The sequence below is a fragment of the Streptomyces mutabilis genome, from assembly GCF_014649815.1.
In the GTDB taxonomy this organism is placed as follows: domain Bacteria; phylum Actinomycetota; class Actinomycetes; order Streptomycetales; family Streptomycetaceae; genus Streptomyces; species Streptomyces mutabilis.
Genome location: NZ_BMTT01000003.1, coordinates 1 through 16,189 on the forward strand (window position 1 = coordinate 1; position 16,189 = coordinate 16,189).

Sequence of the window (16,189 nt, forward strand, 5' to 3'; positions counted from 1 at the left end):
CCGGAGCGTCCGGCTACATCGGCGGGCGCCTGGTGCCGGAACTGCTCCAGGCCGGCCACCGTGAACTGCCTGCGGCGGTGCGAGTCGCACATTCGAGAAGGCAATGGTTCAGCGTCCCGTAGCGGATCCCGCCGGTCGGTGGCCGTGAGCGTGGCTGGGTTGGCCGCTCGGAGCGAGTGCAAGCCTCACGGCCTCCTGCCCTGGCAGGTGGAGATTGCGTGATAAGCGGCGCGGACGCGGTGATGCAGGTGAGGGACCGCTCTCCGCGATGAGTTTTGCGGTGATCGTGAGTCTGCATCTCCACGGGGCAACAAGCCGATCACCGAGGGAAGACGATGACCATGGGAAGTCCGGAACGCATCAGTGATGTCTGGTCGATCGTGCACGCGGAGCGTGCGGCACTGATCCATGACCTTGAGGGTCTCGATGACAAGCAGTGGGAGCAGCCGTCCCTTTGCGAGGGGTGGACGGTCCATGACGTCGTCGCCCACCTCGTCGACTCAGCTCGCACGACGCGCCTCGGCTTCGTGGTCGGCCTCGCCCGGGCACGGTTCGACTTCCATCGCCAGAACGCCCGCGGTGTAACGCGCGAGCGCGGTGATTCACCGCGGGAGACGTTGGCGCGGCTTCGTCGGGCGGCCGCGCGGACGTCGACCCCTCCGGCGCCACTCGACAGCCGGGTCGTCGAGGTGGTCGTCCACGGTGAGGACATCCGCCGCCCATTGGGACTCACCCGTCTCTACCCCCGGGACGCCGTCGCCAGGGCGATTCGCTTGCAGGCTCGTACCCCGGCGTCTTTCGGCGGCGCCAAGGAACTCGTGGCCCCACTCCGCCTCACGGCAACCGACGCCGAGGTAACGATTGGCGATGGTCTGGAAGTGACCGGACCCGCACTTTCGCTGCTTCTCGCCATTATGGGACGGCGCGTGGCACTCAACGATCTGGACGGCCAGGGAGTCGGTGCGCTGAGGCAGCCGGCCTGACGATCGTGGCCTGGGCCTGTCCCGCCCGTTCCGTGGCGGCACCCGCCAACCGATCCCGGCGGGCCAGCGTGCACCGCGCTCGAGCGCTCCCAAAGTCGCTGAGCTTTTCTTCCTTGGCGAAACATCGGCGCCCAGGCCGTCCATCAGCGCCTCATGACGGCCTTCAACGAGCATCCCGGCCACGTATTCGGGTTCGCGACCCGCACGAGAACTTCGGCCTGCCCACCGACGAGTCCCCGATCGACGTCGCCGCCGGCGCCTGGGACGGCTCGTCCGCGAGGCGTCCTCATCCAACCCGTAAGCGGCCTCACCGGAAGCGGAGGTGAGGCGCCTCATCGAGCTGGGGCCGACTTTGCCGACCGCCGCCACTCTCGCCCGATCAACCCGAACACCCACGTGTCGGATACCTCGCCGTTCACGACGCAGTCTTCTCGCAACGTTCCCTCCCGCACGAATCCGATCTTTTCCAGGACCCGGGCAGATGCCGCATTGCGCGTATCGGTCTCGGCCTGAACTCGATTCAGATCCAGTGTGTCGAATGCCCACTGCAGCAAAGCGTGCGCGGCTTCCGTCGCGTAGCCGTGGCCCCACATCGCATCGTCGAGGCAGTAGCCCAATGACGCGCTGCGGTAGTCCGGATTCCATTCGGTCAGACCGCACCAGCCGACGAAGGCTCCGTCGGAAGCACGGTCGATGGCCACCCGCGCCCCGGTGCCTTCGTCCGCCACCTTCTGACAGATCGCGATGAAGCGCTTCGCGCGAGCCTGTTCGCTCCACGGCGCGGAGTCCCAGTAGCGCATCACATGGGTGCTGCTGTGCAGCGCGAAGAGGACGTCCGCGTCGGCGCAAGTGAAGGGTCGCAGTCGCAGACGAGCGGTACGGAGCACGGGAGTGGCCAGAGTCATGGGCACCACCTTGGCTCCTCCCGGGTCGGGCAGAACACCGAATATCCGATCTCGGTCCGGTCCTCACGACCAAGGCACCACCACCTACCAGCAGATCTCACGCCGTCAAACGGCGACGCCCCTTCACGGCAGGCCGACCCGGACTCCACGTCGCCACGGTCCGAGGCCGGTCCGGATGCCGCAACGTCGTGTCACGTTGTTCCGCAGCGACTGCGAAGGAGCTCCACACCGTCGCCTTCGAGATCGTCGCAGTACGTCGCGCGGCCGGTCATGGCCATCACCAGGGCCAGCGTGGGACCGGACACGAGGGAGCCGGAACCGGTGGTGAAAGGGCTGTCTGTGGCGACGAGTTCCAGACCATCGATGCGTCCTTTGGCAACGACCACGAGGTCCGAGCCCTGGTAGTACTGGGCCACCTGCGCAACGACCTCAATCGGGTAGTCGTGACGGATGCCCAGGGGACGTCGGATGTCTTCTCCGTGCACGATCGTCTCGCCCAGCACGGCCGGGGCGGGCAGGAAGGGCTTGGTCGTGCTCCGGACGCTACGCCGGAACAACTCAAAGGTTTCACCCGGCGTTGTGCCCAAATACTCGGCCACACGCATGGCCACCTGCTTGTCGAAGTCGAACCGACAGCGGATCACCCCGGCGAGCCAGCGCACGCCGTTGAGGTTCGCCGCCGCAGTGAGATGCGCCAGCACCTCACGCACCGTGAAATCGCTGCACAGCGACGGTGTCGCCCACTGCTCGTCCGTCAAGTCTGCGAGATCAGCCGCCAGTGCTGCTCGCTCAGCGTGGATCAGGGGCCAGACCCCCGTCCCGCGACTGCTGTCTGCTGTCAGTTCCGGCTCAGTCATGCGGGGATCTCCTGTCACGGGGCGTGCTCTGCTTTGTCCCTGGACCGGATCAGGTGGGTGATCGGTAGGGGTGTCGGTACAGGGGACTCTTGTTGCTGAGCAAAGTCATCGCTTGCAACTGCCTCTTCTTTCAGCACCCGCCCCGGGTCAGATGCGCACCGGCGGTGGCTTACCAGCGCTCCCGTTGCGCCGCGCCGGTTCGCGAGGAGGCCATGACAGCGGTGGTCGAGACTCCGGTCGCCCAGGGCGTGCCCGAACGCAGGCCACGGCCAGTCCCTTCATGCTCCGGGCGCGCATCTCTGGCGTGCCCCCGCGGAGTCCGGGGTGACGTTGCCCCGGGCTCCGTCTGTGATCCACGTCGTGTCCATGCCCGGCGACAGCCCTCCTGTGAAAGTCCGCGGTTCGCTGTGTCGATCGACGGGACCGAGCCGCGGGGGACCCAGGCAGTGCGCAGGACGCACGGCGTGGAAGCCCGCTCAGCCTACGAGCGCGGCGGAAGGATCCTCCCCGTCCTGAGCCTGCCGGGCACGCTCCGCGAACACCGCGGCCAGGTCCCGGGCACCGTCCTCGTCCACGCCGCCCTTGCCCGCGGAAGCCGCCTCGATCCACAGCAGCGTTGCGCCGACCCGGGTCTGGGTGATGGTGCCGGGTTCGTCGTGGAAGCCGGAGGGACCGAGCAGGGCGTCGCACTCATCGGCTATGGGGCCGAGCGGGAAGGTCTTCGCTTTCTGACCCACCCTCTTGCTGTAATAGCCGTCCCAGAGCACGTCGTACGCCTTCTGGGCGGCCTGTTCGCTGTCGTAAGCGATGATCAGGAAGCTGATGTTCGCGGCGTTGTCGTCGTGCTGGAAAGTCGAAACGCCGTAGAAGCGCGAGCCCTCGCAGCCCGCGTTGTTCTTGATGGGGCAGGCCTGCTGCCGGTACAGCTTGTTCATGGCGACAGCAGTGGGCCGAGCCGACTCCTGCCAGCCCGTCATGGCTTCTCCGTCCGGCAGCGTCTGTCTCACCTGCGCCTTCGTGAGCACCGCCGACCGGCCCTTCCCACCGTCGTCCTCAGCGCCGCCGCAGGCGGTCAGCAGCAGCGACGCCGCGGTCGCCGCGCACCACCGGTAGTTCCTCATGATCATGCCATCACCCCCGGTGGGTGATCTTATACGGGTCGTCTTCGCCTCGAGCCACTCGGGACAGCCCCTCCGGAGCACATGTGAAGTCCGCGTGTTGACAGCGCGGGGATGGCGTGCCGGAGGGTCGGCTATGGTTCGGCCGTCGACTTGTGAATGAGAGGGGGGCGCCTGTGAACACGCCTCATCAGCCACCGCAGCCGCAGTACGGGCAGCAGGGGTACCCTCAGCTGCCGCAGCCTTACGCGCCGCAGCCGATCATCATCAACAACAACGTGTCGGCGGCCGCTTCGGCTGCGGCGTTCGCCGGCGGGTACGGCCGCAGGAAGCGTCAGTCCTTCTGGGCGCACTTCTGGTTGTTCCTGTTCACCGCCGGTCTGGGCAACATCGTCTACGCCTGGTATGTGAGCGACTGGAACAAGAAGCGCGGACTGTAGCCGGACCACGGCACGCACATCCGCCTCGCACGGTGGCGGCCCCGGGGGCGGAGAAGCCGGCCGGGGCCCGCGCCGGTGCGAGGCCAAGACGGCCAAAGGGCGAGTCGTCCGATCCGAGCAGGCCGCCATCTGCCGAACAGCCGACGTCAAGACGCCCTTGACGGCACGTGTCGGCTCTCCTCATGACCAGGGAGCTCACTCCTCTGCTGGTACTCCGAGCCGCTCGGTCGGTCAGGCGAAGGCCAGGCCCGTATCGCCGGGCTCCATCACGGCCTTCGGTCGAGGTGGGCGACCAGTTCGTCCAGGCCGACCTGCCGGTGTGCCGCAACGCGGAACGCGTTCACCAGCATCAGTTCCCGGGCGCGGTGCTCCGTCACTACGCAGAAGACGACGAGGCATGTGCCGACCACCACGAGCGCGATGATCTGTGCCTCGTGGTCGGCGGAGAGCAATTCGTCGGGATCGCGCAGCACCCCGATGGTCGTCTGCGCGATCACCGCCAGTCAGCGACCAGCCCCCACCGTCCGGAGTCCGCCGAACGACTGCGTGATCGCCGGTGCCGTGACGAGCAGGGGACCCGGATGAATATGGGGGCGCAGGTTGCGCGCTCGTCGTCGAGTTCGGCGTAGCCGGCGAGGCGGTAGGTGGTCGCCCCTTCCCTTCACCGCGCACCATCGGCTCGTCAGCGGTCGGCGTCAATCGGTCTGCATTTTCTGTGCATCTTTGGATCGGGACACCGGACCGTTGTGTTCCTACGGTGGATCCGTACCTGTCCGAGCCCGCAAGTCATGAACGTGCGGGAAAGAGTTGAGGTGACACCGATGCTCCGACGCCGTGTCGGGGGCCCGTCGGGCCCCGTCGTCAGCGCCCTGTGCCTGGGCGCACTGCCCTTCGGCACCACCGTGGACGAGAAGACGTCCTTCGCCATTCTCGACCGGTTCGTCGAGGCCGGCGGCGATCTCATCGACACCGCCGACAATTACGCGTTCTGGGCCCCCGGCGGGACCGGGGACGAGAGCGAGAGCACCGTCGGCCGCTGGTTGGCGAGTCGCCGCCTGTACGACAAGGTCGTCATCTCCACCAAAGTGGGGGCCCGGCCCACCGTCCCCGACAGCGGCCTGGAGACGGCCGAGGGACTGTCGGCACCGGTGATACGCAAGGCCGCGGAAGCCAGCCTGCGACGCCTGGGCACCGATCACATCGACCTGTACTGGACACACATCGAGGACCGGTCCGTCCCGCTGGAGGAATCGCTCGGTGCTCTCGAGGAGTTGATCAGCGGTGGCAAGGTGTCCGTACTGGGCTGCTCCAACCACACCACCTGGCGAACCGAGCGGGCCCGCGCGATGGCCCGGACCAACGGCTGGACCGCTTACACCTGCGTCCAGCAGCGCTACTCCTACCTCCAGCCGCGCTTCGACATCGGACTTCCGGAGGGCGGACACGTCCATGTGAGCCCCGAACTTCTCGATTACGTACGCACCGAGCCGGACTTGACACTGATGGCCTACTCGTCCCTGCTCTCGGGCGCTTACACACGGCCGGACAAGTCCTTGCCGGCCGCCTACGACCACCCTGGCACCCGTCAGCGTCTGGCCGTTCTCGGGGAGGTGGCCGCCGAACTCGGTGCCACGGCCAACCAGGTGGTACTGGCCTGGCTGCTCGGGGGTGACCCGCCGGTGATCCCGATCGTGGGGGTGAGTTCCGTCGAGCAGCTGAACGAAGTACTGGGCGCCTTGGAGCTGGAGCTGCCCGGCGAGAGCAGGGTGAGGCTCGATCTCGCAGCGACGGGTTGACGGGCCGCACGCTGACCTTCAGCCCGGCCGTTCCCCGGCTCTCCCGTCCCTGAAGTTCCGGCGGTCACGGAGCCGGGCCGCGTCGACGGCCCGTGCCAGGCGTCTTACGGCGCCGGGCACGGCCTGGTCGGCCAGGTTGCCGTATCCGAGGACCAGCGTCGGGCCGGCGCCGTCCGCGGCCCGCACCATGCGGTAGTCGTCGAGGTCCGCCAGCCTCACGTCGTGGCGGGCCGCCTCCTCGACGACGGCGCGCGCCGAGCAGTCCGTCAGGGACAGCAGCAGATGGAAGCCCGCCGCCGCACCGGACACCCGGGACCCGGGCAGTGACGCCGCGAGTTCGCCCAGGAGGTGGTCGCGGCGCCGCTTGTAGCGCAGCCTGGATGCTCTCAGAAACCGGTCGTAGGCACCGCGGGCCAGGAACCGGGCGAACGCCTCCTGGTCGATGACGGGTGGTGGCATGCCTCCGACGTGCTCCGCACCGAGGACGGCGGCCCAACGCGGTGGCGCCACCGCCCAGCCGATCCGCAGCGCCGGTGAAAGGGTCTTGCTGACCGATCCCATCGATACGACGTGCTCCGGGGCCATGCCCTGGACGGCGCCCACGGGGCGGCGGTCGTAGCGGAACTCGGCGTCGTAGTCGTCCTCCAGCACCAGGCCGTCGACCTCACGGGCCCAGGCGACCAGATCGGCGCGGCGGGCCGGGGCGAGGACCACACCGGTCGGGAACTGGTGAGCGGGAGCGACGATCACCGACCGGACCTGCCGCGCGTGCCGCAACAGGTCCACCCGCAGGCCGTCGCCGTCCACGGGGACCGGGACGGGCACCAGACCCGCCGCCCTGACCGTGGCGCCCAGCCGCGACCACCCAGGGTCTTCCACGGCCACATGGGAGTGCCCATCGGCACGCAGGACGCGGCACACTCTGAGCACCGCGTCCAGCGTGCCGCCGCAGACGACGAGTTGCCGGGCGTCCAGCGAGGCGCCGCGGCCCCGCACTAGGTACGCCGCGAGCCGTTGCCGGAGCCGGGCGAGACCGGCCGCGTCGGGGTATCCGAGCTCGCCCCACGTCAGTGCACCGGTGGCTTCCCGTACGGCCTCGGCCCACTGTCTGCGGGGGAACGCCCGCAGGTCGGGCACACCGGGAAGCATGTCGAACTCCGGCTCCCACCGCGTACCGGAATCGTCAGGGCTCGTTGCCGCTGCCGGGACGGCCTGCGCCCGGACCCTGGTGGCCGAGCCGCTGCGCGCCTCCAGATACCCCTCGGCGACGAGCTGCGCGTACGCCTCCGTCACGACCCACCGCGAGCAGCCCAAGTCCGCCGCAAGAGTCCTGCTCGGCGGCAGGGCGCTGCCCGAGGCGATACGCCCGCCGGTCACGGCTGCGCGCAGCGCGCGGGTCAGCCGGACGTACATCGGGCCCTCTGCCGGCCGGCCGAGCTCGAGGAAGGTCCCCCAGGCCGAGTCCGTCCGATCGTTCGCCACGGCTGCCGATGCTACCGACCGTCCGGGGCGGTCCGGCGGCGGGCTCCACGGCGGCTCGCCCTCGCCCGGCACCCTGGGTCGGCTGTCCCCCGAGCGGTTTCGTTCGGTTCAGCGTGCGGACCGGAGGAAAGGAGACCTGCGGTTCGAGCAGCCGCCAGTCGCCCGTGAGGACGCCGCCGCGGTCGCCGTCCGCGAAGACAATGGCCGCCCGACGGGCCGGCTCCTGGGCACGCTCAACGGGATCAGGCGGGCACCGGCGCCGAGGCCACTGTGCAGCCAGGCGGTGCCCACTCCGGAGCCGGTGCCGCTCTCGGCGCTCCGTGGGGCTTCGCCGCGGCGGCACGGCCGAGCAGCCTGCCCGCTTCCGAGATGCGGCTATCCCCGAATCCCGCCTCGGCGGCGGCACGCTCCGCGGCTGCCACGCGGGGCGGGACCACACGTCTCGCCATCGTCACGCACCCCCTTCCCCTCGCAGTGAACATGGCGCTTCCCCGACATCGGCACCCTCTCGCTCCCTGCGACTCGCGGCGGACCGGGTTTCGTCGTCGGACAGGACTCGGTGCCGCTTTCGGGCCGTCGGCGTCCTCACGTATGCCGTCGGCTCGGCAGATGGCGTTCGCGGAGGCGGGTGAAAGCGGTGGGGGTGGGGCGACTTGGCAGAAACGTCTTGATCCGCTCGGCACATTCCCGTGGAGTCGCGGTGCTGGTGTCGCATTCCAGGTCGTAGTCCTCGTGCCCGTGCACCAGGTCGTATTGGTACTCCGCGAGGCCCGTGGGCCGGTCGCCACGGGCCAGTTCGCGACGGACCAGTTCATCGAGCGGGCAGCGGACACCGACGAACAGAACGTCCTCGGGACGCAGCACCATGAGGCAATCGAGCAGGCGCCAGGGCTCGCTCAGGACATGATCGACCACGATGTTGTTGCCCACCTCGGCCATGGCCGCGATCGAGCGGTGAAAGCCCTTCCTGGTACGCCATAGGGCGGCGTCGAGGTCCTCGGGGTCGAGGGCCCGTTCGGTACGCATCGCGTTGAAGCTGTCCACCGCCAGGTGGAAGTAGACACCGTCGTCCAGAATGTCGAGCAGTTCCCGGGCGATGCTCGACTTCCCGGAGCTGGAAGTGCCATTGAGGAAGATGATCTGCCCGGACTCCATGGCCCTCATGATCACATGCCCCCGAGCGGCGGGGGCGGCAAACGTTCCGATACCCGCGTCACCGTCGCGGTCCACACGGGCGCCGCTGGTGGGAGGGAGCAGGGCGTCATGGTGCGGGCTCGCGCCTCGCGGTCGGCGAACAGGGCGCGCTTCCACCCGGTTCTGAGTGAGCCGATCACCTCTTTCGAGGATCAAGTCCAGTGGGAGCAGTGGCTGGAGGAGGATCACGAAAGTGCGGCGGGGGTGTGGGTGAAGATCGCGAAGAAGGCCGGCGGCATCCCGAGCATCACCTACGCCGAAGCCCTCGCCGTCGCCGTCTGCTTCGGGTGGATCGACAGTCAGCGCGACGCGGTCGACGATCTGTACTGGCGGCAGCGGTTCACACCACGGTCCGAGAAGAGCCCCTGCTCCCAGGTGAACCGGGAACGGGCCGAACGGCTGGCCGAGGAGGGTCGTGTCCGGCCGGCGGGCCGGCGGGAGGTGGACGCGGCCAAGGCCGACGGACGGTGGGAGGCGGCCTACGCCTCCCAGAGCAGGATGACCGTCCCGGACGACCTGCAGGAGGCCCGCCTGGAAGCCGTTCGTCACCATGCTGGCGAACGGCGAGAAGATCTATCCGTGACGTTCCGTGGCCGAGGCCCGGCACGACCGGCCCCGGGCCCGTCACCCGTGGCCCGGGGCAGCGGAACCCAAGAGCGAGGCAGAGGAATGTCGAGGCGACATCGACGGCGTTCCACATCGGCGGTGGAAGTGCGGCGGCTCGGATTCGGGGCACGCGCTCGGGCCCCGAAGGCGAGTGGAGGCTGGACGGGAGGCCGGCTCTTGGGCGGACCGACCATGGGTCCGCGGCCTCCTGAGCGGCTCGCGCCGCCACTGCTGTGTGCGGAAACGGTCCTCGGCGTCCCGCCGTCCCCGGGAACCTCCCGGTCAGAGCAGTAGACTGCCGGTGGCCGCAGCCCACCGAAGGCAGGGAGAAGGATGCCGGCACACGACCCGGATGCCCCCGGCGCCGAGGGCGGGGCGGGTGAGCCGTCGGCCCGGCCGGTCCGGCAGGTCCTGTCCGACAGTGTCTACGAGGACATCAAGGCCATGGTCATGGACCACGAGATCGCTCCGGGGGCGCGCGTCGGCATCGAGGCGCTGGCCCGTGCGCTGAGCGTGTCGCCGACGCCCGTGCGCGAGGCCCTGGCCCGGCTGGAGTCCGACGGCCTCGTCGTCAAACGGTCCCTGGCCGGGTACCGGGCGACCGAGCTGCTGACCCGACGGGGCGTGGCAGAGCTGTTCGAGATGCGGCTGCTCCTGGAACCGCGCGCGGCCGCCCTCGCCGCCCACCACGCCGACGAGCGGCAGCTCGACGGTATCGAGGCGACGCTGGAGGCCATGCAGGCCCACCCCGGTCCCGGCGGGCCGTACGCCGCCTACCGGGACTTCGCGGCGCTCGACCAGCGTTTCCACGACGCCGTCGCGGAAGCCGCGCACCTGCCGCTGCTCGCGGACGCGGTGGAGCGGCTCCACGCCCATCTGCACATCTTCCGGCTGAGCGCGGTGCAGGACGCGGGTGCCCCCACCCTGGACGAGCACGAACGCGTGGTGCGGGCGATACTGCGCCGTCGGCCCGAGCGTGCCGCCGAGGCGATGGCCGAGCACCTCACGCGGAGTCTGGAGCGCCAGCTGTCCCGGTTCGAGGGGCGGTGACCGGACCTGACGCGGCGCACGCGCCGGTCACCCGGTGTGCGTCCCGCTCCCGGTCATCCGGTACACGCGCCGGGCGGTACCCGACCACACTTCGGCCCGCTCGGCCTCGGTGAGGGAGGCCGTGAGTTCACGGGCGGAGCGCACGACGTCGCCGTAGCCGGCGGCGAGCGTGCACACCGGCCAGTCCGAGCCGAACATCAGCCTGCGTGGCCCGAACGCCTCGATCACGGTGTCGGCGTACGGGCGCAGGTCGTCGACGGTCCACGACGTCCGGTCGGCCTCGGTGACCATGCCGGAGAGTTTGCACACGGTGTTCGGCCGGGCGGCCAGGTCCCGCAGTCGCGTCGCCCACGGATCGAGCGCACCCGAGGCGATGGGTGGCTTGCCGAGGTGGTCCAGGACGAACCTGAGTTCGGGTACGGCGGCGGCCGCACCCGTCGCCGCGGGCAGTTGGTGCGGCAGCACGACCAGGTCGTAGACGAGCCCGGCGGCGGCGACCGCGCGCAGGCCGCGCAGGACGTCCGGCCGGGTCAGCCAGTCGGGGTCGGGCTCCCCCTGGACCTGGTGACGTATGCCGCGCAGGAAGCCGCCACCGGGCAGGGCCCGCAGTGCCTCCAGCGCGTCGGCCACATCAGGCGCCGTCAGATCGGTCCAGCCCACGACCGCGCCGACCGGGCCGCCTGCCTCGGCGAGGGCCAACTCCGGTGTCTCGTCGGCGACGTTGACCGTCTCCACCAGTACGGTGGCCGTTACTCCGGCCGCCCGCGTCTCGGTCTCCAGGTCGGCGAGGACGAAGGAACGCCGCAACGGCGCGAGGCCGGGAGCGCAGGTCCACTCCTGGTCGCGCGAGGCGAGGTCCCACAAATGGTGGTGGGCGTCGACGACGGCGGTCAAGCGGGACGTCCTTCCGGTACCGGCACGTCGGCCGGGAGCAGCTCCCGCTCCCGCAAGGCGTTCCACAGGGCGCCGGGAATCGGACGGTGGTACCGCTCGGCCGTGTCCTGGACCTGGGCGGCCGACCGCGCGCCGACGAGGACCGAGGCGACCGCCGGGTGTCCGAAGGGGAAGCGGACGGCGGCAGCCCGCAGCTCGACTCCGTGTGCCCGTGTCACGTCCCGCATGAGCACGGCCCTGCGCAGCAGGTGCTCGGGGGCCGCCGCGTAGTCGTACCTGGCTCCGGCCCCGGGGTCGGCCAGCAGCCCTGAGTTGAGGACACCGCCGATGATGACGCTCTTGCCGGCCGCCTCGGCGGCCGGCAGCAACTCCTCCAGCGCGCCCTGTTCCAGCAGAGTGTAGCGCCCGGCGCAGAGCACGGCGTCGACGTCCGTGTCGGTGACGAAACGGGTCAGCATCCGGCTCTGGTTCATTCCGGCGCCGATGGCGCGCACCACACCTTGTGAGCGCAGCTCCTCCAGGGCGGGGTACGCCTGAGCGAAGGCTTGCTCCGCGTAATCGTCGGGGTCGTGGAGGAGGACCAGGTCCACGCGATCGAGCCCGAGCCTGGTGAGGCTGTCGTCCAGCGAGCGGCGTACGCCGTCGGCGCTGAAGTCCCACCTGCGCCGGTGGGTGGCCGGCACGGCGAAACCGTGGGCCAGGTCGTCTCCCCCGCCGTCGTGCGGTTCGAGCAGCCGGCCCACCTTGGTGGACAGGGTGTAGGCGTCCCGGGGTTTTCCACGCAGGGCCGCGCCCAGCCGTCTTTCCGACAGGCCCAGACCGTAGTGCGGGGCGGTGTCGAAGTAGCGGATGCCGGCGGCCCAGGCCGCCTCGATCGTGGCCGCCGCGCCGTCCTCCCCCACGTCCTCGTAGAGACCGGCGATGGCCGCGGCACCGAAGCCGAGGGCGGTGACGGGGACGCCGCTGCGGCCGAGGGTACGCAGCGGCAGTCCCTCGCGGGACGTGCCGCGGCCGTCGGTGTCCATCACTGTCCCTTCGGGCGCAGCCGCAGTCCCTGCATCCCGCCGTCCACCGCGAGTGCGGTTCCCGTGACGCTCGCCGCGGCCGGGCTCGCCAGGTACACGATGGCCGCGGCGACCTCCTCCGCGGTGACCAGGCGGCCCATCGGCTGCCGCGCGTTCAGCGCCGCCCGCTCCGCCACCGGATCGGGAGCGCGGTTCAGGAGCCGGCCGACCCAAGGGGTGTCGGCGGTACCCGGGTTCACGCAGTTGACGCGGATGCCCTCGCGGACGTGGTCGGCGGCCATGGCGAGGGTGAGGGCCTGCACGGCTCCCTTGCTCGCGCTGTACAGGGCGCGCTGGGGGAGGCCGGCGGTGGCCGCGATGGAGCACGTGTTGACGATCGCCGGGCTGTCGGAAGCCCGCAGCAGCGGCAGGGCTGCCCGGGTGGTGCGGACGATGCCCAGGACGTTGACGTCGAGTACGCGGTGCCATTCCGTGTCGGCGTTGTCCTCGACGGTGCCGGCGGCGCCGATGCCGGCGTTGTTGACCAGGATGTCGAGGCCGCCGAGGTCGTCGGCCGCGGCGGCGACGGCGGACCGTACGGAGGTGTCGTCCGACACGTCGGCGAGGTGGGCGCGCAGGGGCCGGTCGACGGCGGAGGGGTCGAGGTCCAGGACGGCGACTTCGGCGCCGCGTGCGGCCAGCAGCTCCGCGGTGGCCCTGCCGATGCCCGAGGCGCCCCCGGTCACCAGGGCCTTGAGTCCGGTCAGTTCGCTCATGCGTGGCTGCCCTTCTGCTGCTCGGCGGCGGCGCGGTCGGCTGCCCAGAAGTCGCCGTCGGGGTAGCGGTATGCGGCGATGGAAGCAGCGTGCATGCGGGACGAGAAGCCGGGTGCGGTGGGGACCGTGTAGTGGCCGTTCGCCATGACTACGGGGTCCTCGAAGTGCTCGTGGAGGTGGTCGACGTATTCGATCACCCGGTCCTCGGTGGTCCCCGAGAGGGCCACGAAGTCGAACATCGAGAGGTGGCGCACGAGTTCGCACAGTCCGACGCCGCCCGCGTGCGGGCAGACCGGTACGCCGTACTTGGCGGCGAGGAGGAGGACTGCGAGGTTCTCGTTCACTCCGCCCACGCGGGCCGCGTCGATCTGCAGTACGTCGATCGCCTCCGCCTGGAGGAGTTGCTTGAACACGATGCGGTTCGGCACGTGCTCGCCGGTGGCGACCTTGACGGGTGCGACGCCCCGGCGGACAGCGGCGTGGCCGAGGATGTCGTCGGGGCTGGTGGGCTCCTCGATCCAGTACGGGTCGGACTCGGCGAGCGCCTTGGTCCACTCGACGGCCTCGGCGACGTTCCAGCGCTGGTTGGCGTCGATCGCGATGCGGATGTCCGCGCCGACAGCCGCACGCGCCGCGCGCAGCCTGCGGACGTCGTCTGCCAGGTCCGCGCCGACCTTCAGCTTGATCTGCGTGAAGCCGTCCGCGACCGCCTGTTCGGCGAGCCGCACCAGCTTCTCGTCGGAGTATCCGAGCCACCCGGGAGAGGTGGTGTAGCCGGGGTACCCCCGCTCCAGCAGCAGGGCCTCGCGGGCGAAGGCGCCCTCCTTGCCCTCGCGCAGCAGCTTCAGGGCGTCGTCGCGGTTGAGCGCGTCCTCGATGTACCGGTAGTCCACCTGGTCGGCGAGCCACTCCGGTTCCGCGTCGGCGAGTAGTTTCCAGACCGGCTTGCCGGCGCGTCTGGCCGCCATGTCCCACACCGCGTTGACGACGGCGCCGACCGCCATGTGCATCACGCCCTTCTCGGGGCCGAGCCAGCGCAGTTGACTGTCGTCGTTCAGGGCGCGGCTCACCGTGCCCGGGTCGGCGCAGACGGCGTCGACGGGCAGGCCGACGACGTGGTCGCGCAGCGCGCCGATGGCCGCTGCCTGTACGTCGTTGCCGCGGCCGATGGTGAAGGTGAAGGCGTGTCCTTCGAGAGGTCCGCCCGCGCCGTCCCGGGCGTCGGTCCGCAGGACGACGTAGGCGGCCGAGTAGTCCGGGTCGGGGTTCATGGCGTCGGAGCCGTCCAACTGCCGGGAGGTGGGGAACCGGATGTCGATGACGTCCAGGCCCGTGACGCGGGCCGGGCCGCCGTGGTCGCTCATCACGCCTTCCCGAGGGTCTGTCGCAGGCGGCGGAGTCCGTCGATCGCGGTCCGCCACTCGCCGGGCCCGGCCTCCTCGACGGTCGCGGCCGGGTTGGCCGGGGTGACCGCTGCGGTCGTGGCTTCGCTGCGTCGGCTCACGGTGGGCGCCCCACTCGAATCGAATAGGATTTGGTTGTCGTGATGCTGGAGGAGGACGCGGGTCCACGTCAAGGTCCGTGCACGGACGGGCGGCATTACGCCTCGATGTGGCCGCTTTGCCGGCGCGTGATCCGTGCGCGGTCCGCACGCCCTCCATGGTCGACGGCGGAGGGATCGTATAGAACGTGAAGGTCCCATGGTTCCGGAGGCTGGTGGTCCAGCGCTCCCTGTCGGGCCACCGCGCCGTCGAACTGCTGGACCGCCGGGCGTGGACGAACTCGCGGTCCCGGTGGCGACGTCCTGGCTACGCTGACGAACCGGAGCAGCGCGGGAAAGTGGGGCGGGCGTGGCCTGCCGACCGGACCGCCCTGGACCTGCTCGATGCCCACCTGGAAGCGCTGCGGGACGGGGCGGATCTCCTGCTGCCGCAGGACCGCGTCCGCAACGAGGCGGAGAACGACGGTGGGCTCATTCAGTGGGCCCTCGACCGCCTCACGGACATGCCCCGCGAGGCGGACGACGCCTTCGTCCGTCAGGTCGGCGGACTGCTGACGGAGTTCCGCTCCCGTCGCTGCCCCTGGAACGCGGCGGCGCTGCGACTGCTCGACGACACGTACACCTTCGTGGCCACCGGACCTCGGCGGTCCGAGAACCGGGCGCACGACGGCCGTGCCGTGATGCACCGGTCGGTTCCCGACCCCCGGGGATGGATCCGACTGGACCGGGACCGCGACAACCCCGCCCGCCGCGCGGTACCGACGCAGCCGCCTGGCTGGACGCCACCGAGCTGTGGGGCACGGCGACGGTGAGGATGCTCGACGCCCTCGCGGCCCGGCAGGCCGGCGACAAGGAGACCTCTGACCGGCTGCTGGCCGAGTCCGACGAACTGCAACGGCAGGCCCGCGCCGTACGGATCGATCCCCCGCGCAACTCCTGGGGCTCGGTCCAGCCCGAGGTCGGCGACGGCGTGCTCGACGCGTTCCTCTTCCAGGCCGGCCTGAGGCTCCAGTTGTGGGACTCCGCGGGAGGCGCGGAGAACCTGGCCCTGAGGGGGACGGCTTCGGCCTCCAGCGTGGAATCAGGATCTCGACCGGCTGACCCCGCGTCACGTCAACGACGGCCGGACGGGCACCCGCTGGGCCTCCGGCTACTGGGACGACGAGTGGGTGCAGAGCGAGCTCGCCCACCCCGGCGAAGGTCGCGGCGGTGACCGTCACCTGGGAGAGCGCGTGTGCGACGGAGTGCACCGTCCGGACCTCCACGGACGGCGTGACCTGGAAGACCGTGTCCACGCAGCGCCCGGACGGCTGCGGCAACGACGTCGTCCGGCTCCCCGGTGACGAGGTCGTGAGCCACGTCCGTGTGCAGGGCGTCGAACGGAAGACGACCTGGTGCTACTCGATCCACGAGCTGGGGATCCTCGGAACTCCCGTCTCCTGACACACCGAGCCCGGCTCCCGGACGGGGGCCGGGTGGACACGGGCACACGACACGCCGGATTCCGCATCGGCCGCGGGCGGCACGGGTGCACAGCGAATACGGCATGCCCAATGGCGTTGACCGGCCCACCCCCTACCCGG

At 70.5% G+C, this 16,189-nt stretch carries 18 protein-coding genes and 2 pseudogenes; 8 read left to right on the top strand and 12 right to left on the bottom strand.

All coding sequences use genetic code 11. From position 1 onward, the window contains the following. Positions 1 to 335: 335 nt before the first annotated feature. Complete coding sequence (locus IE142_RS08225; RefSeq protein WP_229830277.1) at positions 336 to 983, top strand: maleylpyruvate isomerase family mycothiol-dependent enzyme; 648 nt, start codon at positions 336 to 338, stop codon at positions 981 to 983. Positions 984 to 1,315: 332 nt separating this feature from the next. On the opposite strand, the gene IE142_RS08230 is transcribed toward IE142_RS08225, so the two are convergent. The 3 genes from IE142_RS08230 to IE142_RS08240 all read right to left on the bottom strand — a co-directional run bounded on the left by IE142_RS08230 (position 1,316) and on the right by IE142_RS08240 (position 3,872). Then, positions 1,316 to 1,888: a GNAT family N-acetyltransferase gene (locus tag IE142_RS08230; protein ID WP_191885079.1), complete on the bottom strand. Its 573-nt coding sequence runs from the start codon at positions 1,886 to 1,888 to the stop codon at positions 1,316 to 1,318. Positions 1,889 to 2,079: 191 nt separating this feature from the next. Continuing rightward, the gene (locus IE142_RS08235) at positions 2,080 to 2,745 is read right to left on the bottom strand and encodes a maleylpyruvate isomerase family mycothiol-dependent enzyme (RefSeq protein WP_191885080.1); all 666 of its coding nucleotides are present in this window, start codon (positions 2,743 to 2,745) and stop codon (positions 2,080 to 2,082) included. Between the two features lie 476 nt (positions 2,746 to 3,221). Then, positions 3,222 to 3,872 carry a hypothetical protein gene (locus IE142_RS08240; protein WP_191885081.1) on the bottom strand — a complete coding sequence of 217 codons (651 nt, stop codon included), beginning with the start codon at positions 3,870 to 3,872 and terminating at the stop codon, positions 3,222 to 3,224. Between the two features lie 167 nt (positions 3,873 to 4,039). Between IE142_RS08240 and IE142_RS08245 the strand changes: the two genes are divergently transcribed. Beyond that, positions 4,040 to 4,303: a DUF8108 domain-containing protein gene (locus IE142_RS08245; protein WP_229830279.1), complete on the top strand. Its 264-nt coding sequence runs from the start codon at positions 4,040 to 4,042 to the stop codon at positions 4,301 to 4,303. 308 nt (positions 4,304 to 4,611) lie between these two features. On the opposite strand, the pseudogene IE142_RS08250 reads toward IE142_RS08245, so the two are convergent. Next, positions 4,612 to 4,902 (bottom strand): annotated as a pseudogene (locus IE142_RS08250) (serine/threonine-protein phosphatase); the annotation flags it as partial. A gap of 222 nt (positions 4,903 to 5,124) precedes the next feature. Between IE142_RS08250 and IE142_RS08255 the strand changes: the two are divergent. Next, a complete protein-coding gene (locus tag IE142_RS08255) occupies positions 5,125 to 6,099 on the top strand; it encodes an aldo/keto reductase (protein ID WP_191885082.1) in 975 nt (324 codons plus the stop codon). Positions 6,100 to 6,117: 18 nt separating this feature from the next. Here IE142_RS08255 and pdxR read toward each other — a convergent pair whose 3' ends face one another. The 3 genes and pseudogenes from pdxR to IE142_RS08265 all read right to left on the bottom strand — a co-directional run bounded on the left by pdxR (position 6,118) and on the right by IE142_RS08265 (position 8,736). Next, entirely contained in the window at positions 6,118 to 7,581 is a 1,464-nt protein-coding gene (gene pdxR / locus IE142_RS08260; RefSeq protein ID WP_229830282.1) for a MocR-like pyridoxine biosynthesis transcription factor PdxR, read from the bottom strand. A gap of 127 nt (positions 7,582 to 7,708) precedes the next feature. Further along, positions 7,709 to 8,063, bottom strand: a pseudogene (locus IE142_RS36440) (O-methyltransferase); the annotation flags it as partial. A gap of 103 nt (positions 8,064 to 8,166) precedes the next feature. Beyond that, entirely contained in the window at positions 8,167 to 8,736 is a 570-nt protein-coding gene (locus tag IE142_RS08265) for a chloramphenicol phosphotransferase CPT family protein (protein WP_191885491.1), read from the bottom strand. Between the two features lie 108 nt (positions 8,737 to 8,844). Between IE142_RS08265 and IE142_RS39410 the strand changes: the two genes are divergently transcribed. Together IE142_RS39410 and IE142_RS08270 are read left to right on the top strand one after the other, a co-directional pair. Next, positions 8,845 to 9,675 (top strand): YdeI/OmpD-associated family protein, encoded by an 831-nt coding sequence (locus IE142_RS39410; RefSeq protein ID WP_502266894.1) that lies wholly within the window; start codon positions 8,845 to 8,847, stop codon positions 9,673 to 9,675. A 39-nt stretch (positions 9,676 to 9,714) separates the two neighbouring features. After that, on the top strand, positions 9,715 to 10,431 hold the full coding sequence (locus IE142_RS08270; RefSeq protein ID WP_191885083.1) for a GntR family transcriptional regulator: 717 nt from the start codon (positions 9,715 to 9,717) through the stop codon (positions 10,429 to 10,431). Between the two features lie 27 nt (positions 10,432 to 10,458). On the opposite strand, the gene IE142_RS08275 is transcribed toward IE142_RS08270, so the two are convergent. From IE142_RS08275 to IE142_RS08295, 5 genes are read right to left on the bottom strand one after another with little or no spacing between them, the layout of a single operon-like run. Then, positions 10,459 to 11,325: an amidohydrolase family protein gene (locus IE142_RS08275; protein WP_191885084.1), complete on the bottom strand. Its 867-nt coding sequence runs from the start codon at positions 11,323 to 11,325 to the stop codon at positions 10,459 to 10,461. Then, the gene (locus tag IE142_RS08280; RefSeq protein ID WP_191885085.1) at positions 11,322 to 12,350 is read right to left on the bottom strand and encodes an aldo/keto reductase; all 1,029 of its coding nucleotides are present in this window, start codon (positions 12,348 to 12,350) and stop codon (positions 11,322 to 11,324) included. Before IE142_RS08280 ends, IE142_RS08275 begins: the two co-directional genes overlap by 4 nt. After that, entirely contained in the window at positions 12,350 to 13,105 is a 756-nt protein-coding gene (locus IE142_RS08285; protein WP_191885086.1) for an SDR family NAD(P)-dependent oxidoreductase, read from the bottom strand. The genes IE142_RS08280 and IE142_RS08285 overlap by 1 nt, the downstream gene beginning before the upstream one ends. Next, positions 13,102 to 14,469, bottom strand: coding sequence for an enolase C-terminal domain-like protein (locus tag IE142_RS08290; protein ID WP_191885087.1), 1,368 nt, complete (start codon positions 14,467 to 14,469; stop codon positions 13,102 to 13,104). Before IE142_RS08290 ends, IE142_RS08285 begins: the two co-directional genes overlap by 4 nt. After that, the gene (locus IE142_RS08295; RefSeq protein WP_191885088.1) at positions 14,469 to 14,609 is read right to left on the bottom strand and encodes a hypothetical protein; all 141 of its coding nucleotides are present in this window, start codon (positions 14,607 to 14,609) and stop codon (positions 14,469 to 14,471) included. The genes IE142_RS08290 and IE142_RS08295 overlap by 1 nt, the downstream gene beginning before the upstream one ends. A 185-nt stretch (positions 14,610 to 14,794) precedes the next feature. On the opposite strand from IE142_RS08295, the gene IE142_RS08300 reads away from it, so the two are divergent. The 3 genes from IE142_RS08300 to IE142_RS36450 are packed head-to-tail and all read left to right on the top strand — an operon-like array spanning position 14,795 to position 16,049. Further along, positions 14,795 to 15,418, top strand: coding sequence for a hypothetical protein (locus IE142_RS08300; protein WP_191885089.1), 624 nt, complete (start codon positions 14,795 to 14,797; stop codon positions 15,416 to 15,418). Next, positions 15,415 to 15,819 carry a hypothetical protein gene (locus IE142_RS36445; RefSeq protein WP_229830284.1) on the top strand — a complete coding sequence of 135 codons (405 nt, stop codon included), beginning with the start codon at positions 15,415 to 15,417 and terminating at the stop codon, positions 15,817 to 15,819. The genes IE142_RS08300 and IE142_RS36445 overlap by 4 nt, the downstream gene beginning before the upstream one ends. Continuing rightward, a complete protein-coding gene (locus IE142_RS36450) occupies positions 15,816 to 16,049 on the top strand; it encodes a discoidin/SUN/FTP domain-containing protein (protein ID WP_229830287.1) in 234 nt (77 codons plus the stop codon). The genes IE142_RS36445 and IE142_RS36450 overlap by 4 nt, the downstream gene beginning before the upstream one ends. The last annotated feature ends 140 nt before the right edge of the window (positions 16,050 to 16,189 follow it).